Origin of the sequence: Bradyrhizobium sp. (assembly GCF_030654605.1) — a bacterium.
Classification (GTDB): Bacteria; Pseudomonadota; Alphaproteobacteria; order Rhizobiales; family Xanthobacteraceae; genus Bradyrhizobium.
In genome coordinates, this window is the sequence record NZ_JAURXB010000259.1 from 1 (window position 1) to 14,327 (window position 14,327).

At 64.8% G+C, this 14,327-nt stretch carries 9 protein-coding genes and 1 pseudogene; 4 read left to right on the plus strand and 6 right to left on the minus strand.

What is annotated here, in order from left to right; translation table 11 throughout:
• A pseudogene (locus Q7U29_RS23615) lies at nucleotides 1–202 on the plus strand (LysR family transcriptional regulator); the annotation flags it as partial.
• 17 nt (nucleotides 203–219) lie between these two features.
• Here Q7U29_RS23615 and Q7U29_RS23620 read toward each other — a convergent pair.
• Complete coding sequence (locus Q7U29_RS23620; RefSeq protein WP_304745346.1) at nucleotides 220–522, minus strand: LexA family transcriptional regulator; 303 nt, start codon at nucleotides 520–522, stop codon at nucleotides 220–222.
• Between the two features lie 37 nt (nucleotides 523–559).
• Here Q7U29_RS23620 and Q7U29_RS23625 point away from each other — a divergent pair, with 37 nt between their 5' ends.
• On the plus strand, nucleotides 560–1,681 hold the full coding sequence (locus Q7U29_RS23625) for an IS630 family transposase (RefSeq protein ID WP_304745348.1): 1,122 nt from the start codon (nucleotides 560–562) through the stop codon (nucleotides 1,679–1,681).
• A gap of 16 nt (nucleotides 1,682–1,697) precedes the next feature.
• Here Q7U29_RS23625 and prfB read toward each other — a convergent pair.
• The 3 genes from prfB to Q7U29_RS23640 all read right to left on the minus strand — a co-directional run bounded on the left by prfB (nucleotide 1,698) and on the right by Q7U29_RS23640 (nucleotide 6,911).
• Nucleotides 1,698–2,829 (minus strand): peptide chain release factor 2 gene (gene prfB, locus Q7U29_RS23630; RefSeq protein ID WP_304745350.1). Its coding sequence is split into 2 segments (ribosomal slippage): nucleotides 1,698–2,759 and nucleotides 2,761–2,829, totalling 1,131 coding nucleotides; the frame shifts between segments, so codons are not numbered across the junction.
• 85 nt (nucleotides 2,830–2,914) lie between these two features.
• Nucleotides 2,915–5,407, minus strand: coding sequence for a penicillin-binding protein 1A (locus Q7U29_RS23635; protein ID WP_304745352.1), 2,493 nt, complete (start codon nucleotides 5,405–5,407; stop codon nucleotides 2,915–2,917).
• 208 nt (nucleotides 5,408–5,615) lie between these two features.
• On the minus strand, nucleotides 5,616–6,911 hold the full coding sequence (locus tag Q7U29_RS23640) for an N-acetylmuramoyl-L-alanine amidase (protein WP_304745354.1): 1,296 nt from the start codon (nucleotides 6,909–6,911) through the stop codon (nucleotides 5,616–5,618).
• Between the two features lie 725 nt (nucleotides 6,912–7,636).
• Between Q7U29_RS23640 and Q7U29_RS23645 the strand changes: the two genes are divergently transcribed.
• Entirely contained in the window at nucleotides 7,637–10,726 is a 3,090-nt protein-coding gene (locus tag Q7U29_RS23645) for a ribonuclease E/G (protein WP_304745355.1), read from the plus strand.
• A 97-nt stretch (nucleotides 10,727–10,823) separates the two neighbouring features.
• Here the strand turns inward: Q7U29_RS23645 and Q7U29_RS23650 are convergent, their stop codons facing one another.
• Complete coding sequence (locus Q7U29_RS23650) at nucleotides 10,824–11,384, minus strand: biotin transporter BioY (protein WP_370691819.1); 561 nt, start codon at nucleotides 11,382–11,384, stop codon at nucleotides 10,824–10,826.
• A gap of 121 nt (nucleotides 11,385–11,505) precedes the next feature.
• Nucleotides 11,506–12,693 carry a pyridoxal phosphate-dependent aminotransferase gene (locus Q7U29_RS23655; RefSeq protein WP_304745357.1) on the minus strand — a complete coding sequence of 396 codons (1,188 nt, stop codon included), beginning with the start codon at nucleotides 12,691–12,693 and terminating at the stop codon, nucleotides 11,506–11,508.
• Between the two features lie 140 nt (nucleotides 12,694–12,833).
• Between Q7U29_RS23655 and Q7U29_RS23660 the strand changes: the two genes are divergently transcribed.
• Nucleotides 12,834–14,234: a M48 family metalloprotease gene (locus tag Q7U29_RS23660; protein WP_304745359.1), complete on the plus strand. Its 1,401-nt coding sequence runs from the start codon at nucleotides 12,834–12,836 to the stop codon at nucleotides 14,232–14,234.
• Nucleotides 14,235–14,327 lie beyond the last annotated feature (93 nt).

Below are 14,327 nucleotides of genomic sequence, written 5' to 3' on the forward strand. Positions count from 1 at the left end.
ATTCGGCATCGCGGTGCTGCCGCACTTCATGGCGACGGCGCATCCCGAGCTGCGCCCGATCCTGCCGGACGAAATCTCGATCTCGCGCAGCTTCTGGCTGTTGATGCACGCCGACAGCAAGGACCTGGCGCGCATCCGCGCGGTCGCGGATTATATCTACGAGACGGTGGAGCGCGAGCGTGCGCTGTTCAACTTGCCCTGAGGCAGCCTAGTACCTCGTCACAGTGATTTTGACTGGTTGATTCCGAGCCAGTTCAGGATGGGTAAGTCTTCTGGAGCCACGAGGATTTGGATGCTTCGAGCGACGCCTGGTTGGCGCCGGATGAGGCCGTTTCGTTCGAGGGTGACGATCATCTGGTGCACCGTGGGCGGGGTGACCTGAAAGTGGCGCTGCATGTCGGCCTCGGCGGGCGGGCGTCGGAACACGTGCGCGTAGGTGTAGATGAAGGCCAGGTACTGGCCTTGCTTTTCGGTGAAGCCTTGAGCGCTGGGGCTGCGAGCGGCGCCTGATTTTCGATTCATTTGTGGATTCGTCCGGTCCTCCGACAAGGAGGTCGCGATGAATGTACGTTATCGGGTCGAATTGAGCCAAGCCGAACGCAGTGAACTCAATGCGATGTTGAGCAAGGGCAAACGGGCGGCCCGCAAGCTCAAGCGCGCCCAGATCTTGCTGGCGGCCGATGCCGGCCGTGGCGACGAGGAAATTGCCCGCACGGTGGCGGTAAGCGGTTCCACCGTGTACCGGACCAAGCGGCGCTTCGTGGAAGGCAATCTGGAGCGGGCGCTGAACGAGGAGCCGCGTCCTGGGGCGGAGCGCAAGCTTACCGGCAAGGAGGAAGCCCTGTTGGTGGCAACCGCCTGCGCGAGTCCCCCGGAGGGTCGCGCTCGCTGGACGCTGGAGCTTTTGGCTGGGGCGATGGTCAAGCTTACCGATCACGAGAGCCTGTCGGGCGAAACGGTGCGCCGGCGGCTGGCCGAAAACGATCTCAAGCCGTGGCGCAAGGACATGTGGTGCATTCCAAAGGTCGATGGCGAATACGTCGCCCGGATGGAGGACGTGCTCGATCTCTATGCCGAAGCACCCGATCCCGATCGGCCGGTGGTCTGCTTCGACGAAAGCCCGGTCCAGCTCATCGGCGAGGTGCGTCAACCGATCCCGGCCGAGCCGGGCCAGCTCGAACGCTACGATTGTGAGTATCGCCGCAACGGCACCGTCAATCTCTTCGTCTGCATCGACGTGCATTGGCCCTGGCGCAAGGTCAAGGTCACCGCGCGGCGGGCAGCAGAAGATTACGCCCACTGCATGCGCGAACTCGTCGATGTCCATTATCCCGACGTCGCGTGCATCCGCGTGGTGCAGGACAATTTATCCACGCACTCCGTAGGCTCCCTCTATGAGGCCTTCGCGCCAGCCGAAGCCCGGCGAATTCTGCGTCGCCTGGAGTTCCACTACACCCCCAAGCATGCCAGTTGGCTCAACATGGTCGAGATCGAGATCGGCGTGCTGCGCTGCCAGTGCCTGGACCGCAGGATCGACGACCCAATCTGGCTCCGCCGCGAAATCGACGCTTGGGAGCAACAACGAAACGCTGCCGGCGCCCGCATCAACTGGATGTTCACAACCGACAAAGCCCGCGCCAAAATGGGCCGCGCCTATCCCGTCACGTCCAAAGAGTCATAATCACTGTGACGAGGTACTAGTCCACATCTTCCACCGAAGCGGGCGCGGTGCCGAAGGCGCGCTGCGCCAGCGTCGCCGCCATGAATTCGTCGAGGTCGCCGTCGAGCACGCCCGAGGTGTCCGAGGTCTGCACGCCGGTGCGCAGATCCTTCACCATCTGATAGGGCTGCAGCACGTAGGAACGGATCTGGTGGCCCCAGCCGATATCGGTCTTGGCGGCCTGGTCGGCGGCGGCCTGCGCCTCGCGCTTCTTCAGCTCGATCTCGTAGAGCCGCGCGCGCAGCATGTCCCAGGCCTGCGCCTTGTTCTTGTGCTGCGAACGGCCGGCCTGGCAGACCACGGCGACGCCGGTCGGAATGTGCGTCAGCCGCACCGCGGATTCGGTCTTGTTGACGTGCTGGCCGCCGGCGCCGCCCGAGCGCATGGTGTCGACGCGCACGTCGGACTCGGCGATGTCGATCTTGATCGAATTGTCGACCACGGGAAAGATCGCGACCGACGAGAACGAGGTGTGCCGCCGCGCGTTGGAATCGAACGGCGAGATCCGCACCAGCCGGTGCACGCCGGCCTCGGTCTTCAGCCAGCCATAGGCGTTGTGGCCCGAGATCTGGATGGTGGCGGATTTGATCCCGGCTTCTTCGCCCTGGGTTTCCTCGAGATACTCGATCTTGAAGCCGTGCTTCTCGGCCCAGCGCGTATACATGCGCAGCAGCATCGAGGCCCAGTCCTGGCTTTCGGTGCCGCCGGCGCCGGCGTGGACTTCGAGATAGGAATCGAAGCGATCGGCTTCGCCGCCGAGCAGCGCTTCGAGCTCGCGGCGGGCGACTTCCTTCTTCAGGGCTTTCAGCGCGGCCTCGGCTTCCGCCACCACGCCGTCATCGTTCTCGGCCTCGCCGAGTTCGATCATGCCGACATTGTCTTCGAGTTCGCGCTCGACCTTGCCGATGCCCTGAAGCGAATCCTCCAGCGAGGTGCGCTCCTGCATCAGCTTCTGCGCTTTCTGCGGGTCGTTCCAGAGATTGGGATCTTCAGCGAGCTTGTTCAGCTCCGCGAGGCGCGCCGTGGATGCATCGACGTCAAAGATGCCTCCTCAGCAGCCCGACAGACTGCTTGATCTCTTCAACGAGGCGTTCGACTTCAGCGCGCATGGTTTCTCTGATTCTGCGGGGGACGAACCGCTACTGACAAATGTTGTCGAGGGATGTAACGGCACCGGCCGCAAAGTGCAATCGGCTACCAAAGCCCGCCGGTGCCTGGACGCATGATCGAGCCGGCGTCGGGCGGCGCCATCAGCGGACGATCGCGGCCACCGTCGGCATCGGCGACACCAATGACGCTGTAATTATCCGGAGGTGCGGTGCCGGGCTTGAAGGCTTCCAGAATGCCGCCACCGCCGGGACCGCTTCGCATGCCGGACTTGGCGTCGACGCGGATCAGCTTGATGCCGGCGGGAACCTTGAACGGGACCGCCGGCTTGTCGGCGAGCGCGAGCTTGAGGAAGTCCTTGGCGATCGGGGCCGCCAGATGGCCGCCGGTGGCGCCCTTGCCGAGCGCCCGAGGCTTGTCGTAGCCGACATAGATGCCGACCACGACATCCGGCGAGAAGCCGATGAACCAGGCGTCTTTTTCGTCGTTGGTGGTGCCGGTCTTGCCGGCGATTGGCTTGCCCACTTCCTTCAGCACCGTGGCCGTGCCGCCCTGCACCACATCTTCCATCATCGAGGTGATCTGGTAGGCGGTCATCGCATCCAGCACCTGCTCGCGGCGGTCGACCAGCTGCGGCTCGGGCTGGTTCTTCCAGCCGCCGGGGGCGTCGCAGCCGCGGCATTCGCGGGCGTCGTGCCGGAAGATGGTGCGGCCGTAACGGTCCTGAATACGGTCGATCAAAGTGGACTTCACGCGCCGGCCGCCATTGGCGAACATCGAATAGGCCGTCACCATCCGCATCACGGTGGTCTCGCCGGCGCCGAGCGCATACGACAGATAGTTCGGCAGTTCGTCGTAGACCCCGAAGCGCTTGGAGTATTCGCCGATCAGGGGCATGCCGACATCCTGCGCCAGCCGCACCGTCACCGTGTTGAGCGAGCGCTTCAGCGCATTGCGCAGCGTCTGCGGCCCGTAATATTTGCCGGTCGAATAGTTTTCCGGACGCCAGACGCCGGCCCCCTGCCCCTGGTCGATTTCGATCGGCGCATCGACCACGATGGTGGACGGGGTATAGCCGTTGTCCATCGCCGCCGAATAGACCAGCGGCTTGAATGACGAACCCGGCTGCCGATAGGCCTGGGTCGCGCGGTTGAACTGGCTCTGGTCGAACGAGAATCCGCCCACCATCGCCAGCACGCGGCCGGTCCAGGGATCCATCACCACCATCGCGCCGGACACTTCCGGCAGCTGGCGCAGCCGGAACTGGCCCTCGACGATGTTGCCATCCTTGGCGAGCAGCGGATCGGCATAGATGACGTCGCCGGGCGCCAGCACCTGCGCCACAGTGGTCGGCGGCTTGAAGCGCGTCGGCCCGGAGGCAGCCTTCGCCCATCTCACGCCATCGAGCGTAATGAGTCCGGTCTGCCGGTCCTTGGCAACGGCGCCGCCCAGTTCACGGCCGGGCTGAAACCCGATCCGCGCCGACTGATCGCTGACTTCCAGCACCACCGCCATCCGCCACGGCGAGATATCCGACAGCGACTTGACGTCGGCGAGCTTGACGCCCCAGTCGCCGGAAATATCGAGCTTGCTGACGGCGCCGCGATAGCCGGTCGCCTCGTCGAACTTCACGAGCCCGGCGGTCATGGTCTTGCGCGCCATCACCTGCAGCTTCGGGTCGAGCGTGGTCCGCACCGACAGGCCGCCTTCATAGAGCTTCTTTTCGCCATAGCGATCGAACACGTCGCGGCGGACTTCCTCGGCAAAGTACTCACCGGCGAAGATGTGCGCGGCGTTGCTCCGGCTGGTCACCGTCATCGCATCCTTGCGGGCCTTGTCGGCATCGGCCTGCTTGATCCAGCCGTTTTCAACCAGACGGTCGATCACGTAATTGCGGCGCTCGATGGCGCGATCGCGGTTCTTCACCGGATGCAGCGATGACGGCGCCTTGGGAAGTGCTGCGAGATACGACGCTTCGGCAATGGTGAGTTCATTCACCGACTTGTCGAAATAGACCAGCGACGCCGCGGCGACGCCATAGGCGCCGAGGCCGAGATAGATTTCGTTGAGATAGAGTTCGAGAATCTTGTCCTTGGAATAGGTGCGTTCGATCCGCATCGCCAGCAGGGCTTCCTTGATCTTGCGGGTGAACGACACTTCGTTGGTCAGGAGGAAGTTCTTCGCGACCTGCTGGGTAATGGTGGAGGCGCCCTGCGGCCGCTTGTTGGAACCGAAATTCTGCGCATAGAGCACCGCGGCACGCGCCATGCCGGTGAAGTCGATGCCGCCATGCTCGTAGAAATTCTTGTCCTCGGCGGCCAGGAACGCGTTGATGACCATCTTCGGCACCGCCTGGATCGGCAGGTACAGCCGGCGCTCCTTGGAATATTCGCCGAGCAGCGCCCCGTCGGACGCATGGACCCGCGTCATGACCGGCGGTTCATAATCCTGCAGCTGCGAATAGTCGGGCAAGTCCTTGGAATAATGCCAGATCAGCCCCGCGGCGGCGGCGACGCCCACCAGGAACACGACGGTGCCTGCGGCGAACAAGAAACCCATGAACCGAACCAGCAAGCACATTATCGAAGTTCCGTTCCAGCCCTGGCGCCGCGATATCAGGCGCTTCCTCAGCAAAGTACGCGCCTGGCGATCAGCCGTCTCGCGCAGGCGTATAAAATATTCCGACGTCCGCGAGCGAATTTAGCGCGATTCCGACGTTGTGACAGTCATTTCTATAATGCCGCCGCTGTGGCCAAACTAGGGCTTCCCGCTCTGGAATGCCCTCTTTTCAGTTGCCTGCCCCGGCGGTCGCCAGCCGCTTGGCAAGGAACGCGTCGATCGCCTGCGCCATCGCACCGGCGGTGCGGTTACGCCAACTCTCCGAGACCAGGTGCTCGAAGTCGGCCTTGTTCGAGACATAGCCGAGTTCGACCAGAACCGACGGCACGTCGGGCGCCTTGAGCACCTTGAAGCCGGCCGACTTCAGCGGGTGCTTGTGCATCCGCACGGTGGTCTTCATCTCCCCCATCAAGAGACGGGCGAACCGGTTCGAGAACGTGCGGGTTTCGCGCTGCGCCAGCTCGATCAGAATGTCGGCGACCTCGGTCGGCTCCTCGGTCAGGTTAACCCCGCCAATGGCGTCGGCCTTGTTTTCGGCTTCCGCGAGCCGCTCCGCCTCGGCGTCGGAGGCCTTGTCGGACAGCGTGTAAATCGTGGCGCCCTGGGCGTCGCCCTCGCGCCGCGGCAAGGCGTCGGCATGGATCGACACGAACAGCGCCGCCGACTGGTTGCGGGCGACTTTGACGCGGTCGGTGAGCGGAATGAAGGTATCGTCGGTGCGGGTCATGACGACGCGATATTTACCCGATTTCTCGAGGCGATCGCGCAACACCAGGCCAAATCCCAGCACCAGTTCCTTTTCATTGGTGCCCCCGGCCTGGGTACCATTGTCGAGGCCGCCATGCCCCGGATCGATCACGACCACGGGTCGCGCATCGCCTGATGCAGCAGGCTTGGCGGCGGCATTCGGCTCGGCGGGGATCGAAGCCACCGTGTCCGAGATCGCGGGCTTCAGCTCGGGCCGGCTTTCGGCGCCGAGCGATTGAACGAAGGTGGTGCGGTCGACCTGTTCCAGCTCAAGCACCAGCCGCGGCGGCTGGCCGTTGGCGGCCTCCAGTACATAGGATTTTGCGATTTTGGCCGGACCTGCCAGATCGAACACGATCCGCGAGCCGCCGGGCATGACGACGCCATAGCGGAAGGCCTTGATCAGCCCGCGCCCGGCGGTGCCCGCCCCGGCCTTGAGCTGAAAATCGACCTGGGGAATATCGACGATCACCCGATAGGGATCGGCCAGCGCGAAGGCGCGGAACTGGATCGGCCTGTCGAGGTCGAGAACGAAGCGAGTCTGCTTGGCGTCGCCGGCCAGCCGGACCTCGGAAGCGATCGGAAAGTTGGACCCTGCGGCGGGATTCGGCGCCTCGCCATCGGTCGCGCGGCCGATGCTGGCGGATGAGCACAACAATGCTGCGGCGCACAATAGCACCCAGCCCCTAAAAACACGTTGATTTGCGCGGCTCGCCAACGAATCCGTGCCTCCGAGCAGCCCTCTTACCGCAATAGAGCCACAGGGTTAACGAGAGCTTAAGGTGCCGATGACGAATAAGGTAAGGTGTTGCCGCGCTGCGACGCCCCCCTTCGCTTCCCTTTCAGTTCCCTTGCACCGAGGCCCCAATCCACGTATGTACGAGGGGCTGACGGCTAAAACTCCCGGTTGTGTCGCGTTCAGCCTCCCGGTGCAGCGCCGGAACTCTCTGAACCCAGAGGTTTCCAGCGTCTTTCCGATCCCTCCACAGGCCAGCGCAGCGCGCGGCTGAAACGGAGGGCGGTTTCGAGCCCGAGCGGCGTTGGTCCCAGGTTACCATCTTGTTCCAGGGACGGCTTCAGACACGGCATAACTGATTATCCGGGTCCAACCAGGCCCGATATGCGATGGCCGGCGAGCGCTTTGGCGCCGCGCCGGGTCTTCAGCGAATAGACAAGGCGGCGATTCTTGCCGCCAACGTGTTCAGACGGGCCGACGCTTGATGCGCCAGACTGAGTTGCCGACCATGATCCCCGGTAGAATCGCGCCGCCGCGAAGCGAAAGCTCCGCGCGTCGTTTTGCTCCGACAGGATCCCGTTCGGCCCGGCGCCCCGGGTTGCGTTTTGGCCTTCCCCTCACCCCCGAATCAGGTGGACCGTCGCGTCACCCGGCGGCGCGACATGCGCCCACGGTCATACGCGCCCGCCGCCGTCATGAGTTGCAAAATGCACAACAAAATGTTGATCGATGCTACCCACCCGGAAGAGACCCGGGTCGTTGTGATCCGCGGCAATCGCGTCGAGGAATTTGATTTCGAAACTGCCCAGCGCAAACAACTGCGCGGCAATATCTACCTCGCCAAGGTCACACGGGTAGAGCCGTCGCTGCAGGCGGCCTTCATCGAGTATGGCGGTAATCGCCATGGCTTCCTGGCCTTCAGCGAAATCCATCCCGACTACTATCAAATTCCGGTTGCCGACCGCCAGGCGCTGATCGAGGCCGACGAACGCGCCCATCGCGAGGCCGAGGAAGAAACCGAAAATCGTTCCAGCAACCGTGGCCGCCGTCCGCGCCACCGCAACCAGCGCCGCCGCGGCAGTGGCGAGCGGGTGCAGAGCGAGGTCGTCGAGAACGCCAGCCCCGACCTGATGCAGGTCGCCCCGCCGCAAGAGGGCCAAGAGCATCAGGAACATCAAGAGCATCAGGACCTGAACGCCGAAGGCGGTCAGACCCACGCGCACGAGTCCGAGCATCGTCATGACGATGCCGGGCATCATGATCACGATCATGCCGGTCATGATCACGCGCACGATTCGCATGATCACGGCCATGCCCATGGCGAGCACGATCAGGAGCGGGGCACGGAGACCCATGTCAGCGAGACGCTGGCGGCAGTAACCCTGCCCGATACGGCCGCCGTCGAGGCTGCCGCCGCAGAAGTTCACGAAGAACACGGCCATGACGAGCGTGTCCACGCCGAGCACGCGGAAGAAAACGCGGCCCATGCCGAGGACGCGGCGCGCGCCGAACAGGCCGGCGACGAGCACGCGGCTTCGCCCCACGACGAGCATGCCGCCGAGCCGCAAGGCGACGAGCATCACGACGATGAGGAAGAAGACGACGACGACGCCGAAGAGGAAGTCGTCGAATCCGTCGGTGGCGACGACGTCCTGGAAGAAGTGCCGGAGCGCGCCTTCCGTCCGCGCCGCCAGTACAAGATCCAGGAAGTCATCAAGCGGCGTCAGGTGATGCTGGTGCAGGTCGTCAAGGAAGAGCGCGGCAACAAGGGCGCGGCGCTGACCACCTATCTCTCGCTGGCCGGCCGCTACGCCGTCCTGATGCCCAACACCGCGCGCGGCGGCGGCATCAGCCGCAAGATCACCTCGGCGCAGGACCGTTCGCGGCTCAAGGACGTGGTGCAGGATCTCGACGTGCCCGAGGGCATGGGCATCATCCTGCGCACCGCGGGCGCCTCGCGCACCAAGCCGGAAATCAAGCGCGACTTCGAATATCTGATCCGGATGTGGGAAACCGTCCGCGACATGACCCTGAAATCGCAGGCCCCTACCCTGGTCTACGAAGAGGGATCGCTGATCAAGCGGTCGCTGCGCGATCTCTACAACAAGGAAATCGACGAAATCCAGGTCGCCGGCGAAGCCGGTTACCAGGAAGCCCGCGACTTCATGAAGATGCTGATGCCGACCAATGTGCGGGCGGTGAAGCAGTATCGCGACGGCCAGCCGCTGTTCTCGCGAATGGGCGTCGAAAGCCAGCTCGACGCGATGTTCTCGCCGACGGTGCAGTTGCGCTCCGGCGGCTACATCGTGATCAACCAGACCGAGGCGCTGGTTTCGATCGACGTCAACTCCGGCCGCTCCACCCGCGAGCACCACATCGAGGACACCGCGCTCAAGACCAACCTCGAGGCTTCGGAAGAAGTCGCGCGGCAGCTCAGGTTGCGCGATCTCGCCGGCCTGATCGTCATCGACTTCATCGACATGGACGAGAAGCGCAACAACCGTTCGGTCGAGCGCAAGCTGTCGGATTGCCTGCGGCAGGACCGCGCGCGGATCCAGGTCGGCCGCATCTCGCATTTCGGCCTGCTGGAAATGTCGCGCCAGCGCATCCGCGCCAGCGTGCTGGAGAGTTCGACCGAGCCCTGCCCGCAATGCGGCGGCAGCGGCCATGTCCGCTCGGTATCTTCGGTGGCGCTGCAGCTGCTGCGCGGTCTTGAAGAAATCCTGATGAAGGGCGCGACCCACAATCTGGTGGTGCGGACCCGCACCGACGTGGCGCTCTATGTCCTCAATCACAAGCGCGGCCATCTGCGCGATCTGGAGAACAGCTTCAAGGTGACGCTGGCCGTGATCGCCGACGCCACCGTCAGCGCCCAGCAGTCGTTCATCATCGACCGCGGCGAACAGGTGCATACGCTGGAGGCCGCCAAGGCGCTGCTGGCGGCGCAGGTTGCCGCCTTCCCGCCGCAGATCGACGAGCCCTGGGACGAGGAAGAGTCGTTCGATATCGAAACCGAATCGGAAGTGGAAACCGAAGAGACCGAAGGGCTGACCGAGGAAGCCGCGGCCGGCGAGGAAGCCGGTGGCGAAACCGACGCCGAGGGTCACAAGCGCAAGCGGCGGCGGCGTCGGCGTGGCCGTCCGGGCGAGCCGCGCGAAGGCGGCCCGGTCCGCGACAGCACCGACGCTCCCCGCATGGCGCCCGACCAGGTTGCGGTCGCAGGTCCTGTCGATGAAGCCGAAGGCGACGAAGACGAGTCCGAGGAACAGCCCGGCGCGGCCCGCGCCGATCAGACGGCGGACGGCGAACGGCGGCCTCGCCGCCGCGGACGCCGCGGTGGACGCCGCCGGCGCGGCGGACCCGAGGATGGTCTGATCGGATCGATCGCGGACGAACTCGGCCCGACATCGCCGCCGGAAGTCTCCGAGGCGGTGGCCGATTTTGATGGTTATTCGATCGAACGAGCCGCGCCCGCCGTGCAGCCCGAACCACCGGCACCACCGCCGGAGCCGCAATCCATCGCTCCGGCAGCCCCGCCTCAGCCCGAGCCGGCGCGAGCCTCCGGCGAAACGGAGACCGCGCAGGAGGCAGAAAGAGCCGCCGCGCGACGACGTTCGACCGTGCGTGAGAAGGTGAGCTTCCTGGCAACCGCCCAGCCTGAAGCCGCCGCCCCCGTGTCCCACGCTCCGCCTGAGCCGCCGGCGTCAGCCCCGGCGCAGTCCGCCGCCGAGACGACGACCGACACCCAGCCGCGCAAGGCCGGCTGGTGGTCACGACGCTTCGGCAACGGCGAGTAAACCAGGAAATTTCGAGACTGAAAAACCGCCCGGCAAAACCGGGCGGTTTTTAGTTCCCCGAGGCGACCGCTTACGCGTTCATGATCGGCGCCGGTGCTTATCCGCGACGATCGAACAGGCGTCTGGTCGCCGGCACCAGCGCTGCGCCGAGGGCGTTCTTGACCAGGGAGCCCGCGAGGAACGGCACGATCCCGACCAGCCATGCCTTCTCGGCGCCGAGTTTCATGCCGAAGGCAAGCCAGCCGAACCCTGCCGCGAGAATGACGATGTGCCCGAGCGCCATCGCGACGAACAGCAGCGGCACCGAACGATCCCAGCCGCGCTCGCTCAGCCATCCCGTGACGAAGGCGGCGGCCACGAAGCCCCAGAGGTACCCGGCCGTCGGACCCATCAGCGGCGCCAGGCCGCCAACGGGACCGGCGAATACCGGCAATCCGATCGCCCCTTCCGCCAGATAGGCGATGATGGTGGTGCAGCCGAGGCGCCAGCCATAGACGGCGCCGATCACCAGCACCACCAGCGTCTGCAGCGTCATCGGCACGAAAGGAAGCGGCAGGTTGATCTTGGCCGAGAGCGTCAGCAGCGCCGTCCCGAGCGCGATCAGGACTGCGCCGCGCAGCACCAGCGAAAATCCGGCGGCGGGCTGCGGCCACGCCACGGCGGCGAGCGGAGAATGCCTGACGGCGACGAGCCCCGACGTTGATCTGACTGACAAGAACATCTCCTTGATGTGAACGGGTGTTGGGCGTGAATGGCGGTGAAGCGGAGCGTTCGCGCCGCTAGCCGAGCCATTTGGTGATGCGCGCGACCGCTTCGCGCATCTCGTCGGCGGAACGCGCGTAGGAAAACCGGATGAACTGACGGCCATGAACCGGATCGAAGTCGACCCCGGGGGTGGCCGCGACACCAGCTTTTTCCAGCATCAGGCCGGCAAAGGCAAAACTGTCGGACGTGAATTGGGAGACGTCGGCGTAGAGATAGAACGCGCCGTCGGCGGGCAGAAATTTGTCGAGCCCGGCTTGCGGCAAACCGTCGATCAGGATGCGGCGGTTCTCCTGATAGCCGCGCTTGATCGCTTCCATCTCGGCGCGGCCATCGAAAGCGGCTTCGGCCGCAATCTGCGACAGGGTCGGCACCGAGATCGAAAGATTCTGCTGCAGCCGCTCGATCGGCCGCACCAGCGGTTCCGGCACCACCATCCAGCCGACCCGCCAGCCGGTCATGCAGAAATATTTCGAGAATGAATTGATCACCAGGGCATCAGGCGAAAGTTCCGCCGCCGTGACCGCGGGAAACGCATAATCGAGGCCGTGATAGATTTCGTCGGAGATGAAACGGATGCCCGCGCCCTCTGCCGCCGCCATCAGGCTGGTGAGCGCCTCGCGGGACATCATCGTCCCCGTGGGATTGGCCGGGCTGGCGACCAGCACGCCCTTCAGCGGCATCTTGTGATGGGCCGCCAGCAAGGCTTCGCCGGTCAGCGCGTGCCGGGTTTCGCTCGAGGTCTCGATCAGCACCGGCTCGCAGCCGAGCGCGGTGAGGATGTGGCGATACGGCGGATAGCCGGGAACCGTGACCGCGACGCGGTCGCCCGGCTCGAACATCGCGAGAAAGCCCAGGATGAACGCGCCGGACGATCCCGTCGTGATCACGATCCGCTCGGCATCCACGGCGCAGCCGTAAGTCTCGCGATAATGCCGGGCGATCCGCGCGCGAAGCGAGGGAGTGCCCAGGGCCGAGGTATAATCGATCCGCCCCAGTTCGAGGGCGGCGTGGGCGGCCGCGATCGCAGGCTTCGGCGCCGACGCCGAGGGCTGGCCCACTTCCATGTGAATCACATGGCCGCCGGCCGCCTCGATGCGGGCCGCCGCCGCCATCACGTCCATCACCATGAACGGCGGAACATTGCTTCGCGCCGACGCCGTCAGCAAGCCCCGGGCCCGGTCTCTCAGTGTCGCATCAAGCATCGATATCTGCTATTCGAACCAGGGAAAAAGAGGACTAAAACGGGGACCAAAAACAGGTTCCTGGCCCCAGACAAGCCGCATTCGGCGGTTTGTTAGGGCATATCTCGTATCCGGCCCGCCGCCAATCCCCCGAGAAGGCCATGTTGCTCCGCATCGTCCTGCGCCAGAAAATGTCGAAACTGACCGCCCTTGCCACGGCGGTCGCGCTCGTCATTGCGCCGATGCCGGCGCTTGCGCAAGGAGGGGGTCTGCGCGTCCTGCGCGACACCGAATCCGAGCAGCTGCTGCGCGAATACACCCGCCCGATCCTGCGCGCGGCGGGAATGGAAAAGCAGAACATCCAGATGGTCATCATCAACGAGAGCGCGTTCAACGCTTTCGTCGCGGACGGCCGGCGCATCTTCGTGAACTACGGCGCCATCATGCAGTCGGAAACCCCGAACCAGATCATCGGGGTGATGGCGCATGAAACCGGCCACCTCGCCGGCGGCCATCTCTCGAAGCTGCGCGAGCAACTGGCGGCGGCGCAGACCCAAATGATCATCGCCATGCTGCTCGGCGCCGGCGCGCTGGTTGCGGGCGCGCGAAGCGGCACCAATAGCGGTCTCGCCAATGTCGGCGCGGCGGCGATGTCCGCGCCGCAGGAAGTGATCCGCCGCACCCTGCTCTCCTATGTGCGCCAGCAGGAGGAAAACGCCGACCGCGCCGGGGTCAAGTTCCTGACCGCCACCGGCCAGTCCGCCAAGGGCATGTACGAAACCTTCAAGCGCTTCACCAACGAGAGCCTGTTTGCCGCGCGCGGTTCCGATCCCTATGTGATGTCGCATCCGATGCCGGCCGAGCGTGTCGAAGCGCTCGCAGGACTGGCGCGTTCGAGCCCCTATTGGGACAAGAAGGACGACCCGGCCCTGCAATTGCGCCACGACATGGTGCGCGCCAAGATCTCGGCCTTCATGGAACGTCAGGACACCGTCTACCGGCGCTATCCGCTGTCGAGCGATAGTCTGCCCGCGCGCTATGCCCGCGCCATCGCCACCTACCGGCATGGCGACCTGCGCAGCGCGATCGCCCAGATCGACGCGCTGATCCAGCTGCAGCCCGCCAACCCTTACTTTTACGAGTTGCGCGGCCAGGCGCTGCTGGAAGGCGGCAAGGCGGCCGAGGCCATCGTGCCGCTGCGCAAGGCGGTGCAGCTGTCGAATAACGCCCCGCTCATCGAGATGTTACTTGGGCAGGCGCTGGTAGCGACTAATAATAACGCCCACACGGAGGAAGCGATCGCGATTCTGCGCGCGGCGGTGGCGCGCGAGAGCGAGGCGCCGATCGGCTATACCCAGCTCGCGATGGCCTACGGCCGAAAAGGAGATCTTGCGCAGGCCGACCTCGCTTCCGCCCAGGCGGCCTTCCTGCGCGGCGACAACAAGACCGCACGCGATCTGGCCTCGCGGGCAAAGACCCGGTTCGCGATCGGCACGCCGGGCTGGGTCAAGGCCGACGACATCGTCTCCGCCAAGCCGCTGCCGGGCCAGAAGAGCAACTAGAAACAAGCAACTCAAAATACACCGGCCGGACCTAAGGTTTCGCAAAACCGGCCCCTGCACAACCTAGCCAATCAATTCGTCCAAGAGGATTTT